Genomic DNA, 3,120 nt, shown 5'->3' on the forward strand with positions numbered 1-3,120 from the left:
CCCCGGTCCGGGCGGTCCCGGCCAGGGCGGCGGCCCGCCCGCACGGCCGCAGCACCCCCCGCGCTCGCCGCGGAAGCTCGCGCAGACGCTGACGGTGCTCTTCAGCCTCAACCTGCTGGTCGCGGGGATCGGCGTGATCGTCGACGGCGCCGTCCTCACCAGCCTCGAAGACGCCGGGTCGGGCCTCGTCGACGTCCCCGTCAGCTCCATCAGCGGCTACGGAAGCCTCCAGGGCGCCAGCCTGGCCGTCAGCGTCATCGGCTCGCTGCTGGCCATCGCCCTGATGGTGATGTGGTCGATCTGGTTCTGGCGGGTCCGGGTGAACGCGGAGTCCTTCACCACCGGCCGGCTGCGCTACAGCTCGGGCATGGCCGTCGGCGCCTGGTACATCCCGGTGTGCAACCTGTTCATCCCGAAGCAGATCATGAACGACGTGTGGACGGCGAGCGATCCGTCCCAGCCGCAGTGGTACGGCTACGGGCCGAAGCCGCCGCGTGTGCGGCGCGGACTGATCAACAGTTGGTGGACGCTGTGGCTCGCCTATCTCTTCTGCCTGTTGCTGGACACCGACGCCTGGTACGAGGAAGGCAGCGTCAACGCGGCCCAGGACACCGCCGGACTCTCCCTGTTCGCGGAGTTCGTCTGTCTGCCCGCCACACTCCTCGCACTGCTCGTCGTCAACCGCGTCAGCTCCGTACAGGACCGCCGTCTCACCGGCCACGGCGCCTGAGCCGCACCGGGGCGGGCCGCTGACCTGCCGGAAGGCCCGCGAGCATCAAACGGGAACAAGTTGGCAGCCGGACTGTGACCTTGCGGACGGACAGTGAGAGGGTTCACGCGCAGAGAGCGAAGACCGACGTGGGGGATGAAAGATGGCGGAGCTCGCGCCCGACGATCCGCAAACCATCGGCCGCTACCGGCTGTTGAGCAGACTCGGCGCCGGCGGCATGGGCCGCGTCTACCTCGCGCGCTCGGAGGGCGGCCGTACGGTCGCGGTGAAGCTGATCAAGGCCGAACTGGCCGCCGAGGACGAGTTCCGCTCGCGGTTCCGGCTGGAGGTCGAGGCCGCACGCCGCGTCGGTGAACGCTGGACGGCGCCCGTGCTGGACGCCGACACCGAGGCGGAGAACCCGTGGGTGGCCACCGGTTACATCGCCGGACCCTCCCTCGAACAGGTCGTCTCCCGGCAGGGGGCGCTTCCCGAGAACTCCGTGCGCACCCTCGCGTACGGACTCTCCAGCGCGCTGCTCGACATCCACGGCGCGGGCATCGTGCACCGCGACCTCAAGCCGTCCAACGTCCTCGTCACCATCGACGGGCCGCGCGTCATCGACTTCGGCATCGTGCGGGCCCTGGACGCCCTGCCCGAGTCGACGATGACCGGCACCGGCGTCGTCGTGGGCTCCCCCAGCTACATGTCGCCCGAGCAGATCCGCGCCCAGCAGGTCACCCCGGCCAGCGACGTCTTCTGCATGGGCTCGGTGCTCGCCTTCGCGGCGACGGGACGTACGCCCTTCGGCAGCGAGGGCGGCGGCATCCACGCGGTGATGTTCCGCATCGCCCAGGAGGACCCGGATCTGGAGGGCGTCGAGGAGCCGCTGCGCGGGCTGATCGCCTCGTGTCTCGCGAAGGACCCGGCGGAACGGCCCGCGCCGGAGGACGTCATCGCGGGCGTGCAGCCCATCTCCACCGGCACGGCCGCGGCGCCGTGGCTTCCCGCGACGCTCATCGCCGAACTCGGCCGGCACGCCGTGCAGTTGCTGGACACCGACACCCCGCCCTCGGGCTCGGGGGCGCCGGAGGTGCCCGGCGGTACGGCCGCGTCGGAGGCGCACACGTCGGCGCTGCCCCGTTCCGGGGCGCACAACTCCGGCGGCTCGCAGGCGGGTTCGACGGCAGGTTCGCAGCAGGGGCCCGGGGAGTCCGGCCAGAGCGCCGCGTTCTCCGGCCCGGAGCGGGTGCCCGCCTCGCGCCGTCCGCGCAACCGCGTGCTGCTCGGAGTGGTGGCCGCGGCGGTCGTGGCGGGCGTCGCCTTCGCCGCGTCCGGTGCCGAACTGCCCCTGCTCGGCTCGGAGAAGGCCGGCTCGAAGCAGTCCTCCGACATCCCCGAGAGCTACGTCGGCACCTGGAGCGGCGAGGTCGAGCGGGACGGCGAACCGACGGGCCAGCACCGCCGGTTCGTGGTCTCCCGGGGCAAGATCGGCGAGGTCGTGGCCAACAGCATCAGCCTCGGCACGGACTACGAGTGCAAGAGCGACGGCAAGCTCGTCTCCGCCGGCACGTCGATCGAGCTGGACACCAAGGTCGTCACGAGCGTCCCCGAGAACAAGTGCTCCGCGCTCGGCTCGCACACGCTGACCCGGCGCTCGGACTCGACGCTGCGCTGGTCGGCCGCCGGGCGCACGGCCACCCTGCACCGCGTACCGGAACCGGAGCGGCTGCCGAAGGAGTACCTGGGCGACTGGACCCGTCCACTGCCCGGCGGCGGCGAACAGACGCTGCGGATCAAGCAGGTGGAGGCGGGCAGCATGTCCGTCCGGATGGTCTCCGAGGCCCCGGACGAGCACTGCGAGGCCAACTCCGACATCTTCTCGGTGGGCGGCGCGGGGGAGCCCGTACGGCTCGGGCCGCCGCGCATCGACAAGGACGCCTCGACGGGCGAGTGCCTCACCGGGCCCTCGGCCGCGCTGGAGGCCCAGGACGGCCGTCTTGTGCGGACGTTCGAGGAGATCGGCAAGGAGTTCGCGTACACGAAGGCGAACTGACGGGCGGCGCAGGGGAGAACGGCGTACGCGCAGGCGGACAGCAGCGGAAGCGGACGGAACCGGAAGGGCGGAAGCTGGCGGAACCGGAGGGCCGGCGGGCCGGAACCCGGCGCGGAAGCGGGCGGACCCGGACCCCCGTCCCGGGCTCGCCCTCTCCGCCGGCGCACCCCCACACGCGCCGCTCCGCCTGCGCACCCCCACACGCGCGGCTCCGCCGACGCCTCGGCGCCGCCAACCTCGTTGCCGCGACGGCTACTTCGTCTCCAGGTCCCGGTGCCGGAAGCCCGCCAGACCCACCGCGATCAGCACCGCCGCGAGCGCGGTAAGCACGGCCATCGGCGTCCAGTCCATCTCC

General features: G+C 72.3%; 2 protein-coding genes. Both read left to right on the forward strand.

Going from position 1 to position 3,120, the window contains the following annotated elements:
* On the forward strand, positions 1–730 hold a 730-nt coding region (locus tag AN218_RS19920), incomplete at its 5' end, for a DUF4328 domain-containing protein (protein WP_141747632.1).
* A gap of 142 nt (positions 731–872) precedes the next feature.
* Positions 873–2,765 (forward strand): serine/threonine-protein kinase, encoded by a 1,893-nt coding sequence (locus AN218_RS19925; RefSeq protein WP_070018258.1) that lies wholly within the window; start codon positions 873–875, stop codon positions 2,763–2,765.
* Positions 2,766–3,120 lie beyond the last annotated feature (355 nt).

This window comes from Streptomyces nanshensis, assembly GCF_001751255.1.
Lineage (GTDB): Bacteria > Actinomycetota > Actinomycetes > Streptomycetales > Streptomycetaceae > Streptomyces > Streptomyces nanshensis_A.

Bases quoted from the DNA above. Each gene is read 5' to 3' on its own strand.
- AN218_RS19925 (WP_070018258.1), top strand. From the start codon at position 873: ATGGCGGAGCTCGCGCCCGACGATCCGCAAACCATCGGCCGCTACCGG.